Here is a 253-nt window from a genome sequence, read left to right as displayed (position 1 = left end):
CCACCAGGATGCCGGTGAGCAGCAGGGTGAAGACGAAGATCAGCGTCGGCACGGTCGCGACCGAGCCGTTGATGCCCAGCCCGACCGGAGGGGACGAGGTGCCCGTCGAGGTGACGAAGCCGGCGTCGACGAAGCCGATGAAGGCGATGAACAGGCCGATGCCGACCGTGATCGCGAGCTTCAGCTGGATGGGGACCGCGTCGAAGATCATGCGCCGGAGTCCCGTCGCGGCGAGCAGCACGATGATCAGACA

General features: G+C 66.4%; 1 pseudogene. It reads right to left on the bottom strand.

What is annotated here, in order from left to right:
* Window positions 1-253 (bottom strand): annotated as a pseudogene (locus ACQG3P_RS20855) (hypothetical protein); the annotation flags it as partial.

Source organism: Stenotrophomonas sp. SrG (assembly GCF_050031795.1).
GTDB classification, from domain to species: Bacteria; Pseudomonadota; Gammaproteobacteria; order Xanthomonadales; family Xanthomonadaceae; genus Stenotrophomonas; species Stenotrophomonas rhizophila_A.
Note: the sequence above shows the minus strand (reverse complement) of the source record. Positions and strands in the feature narration are given on the sequence as shown.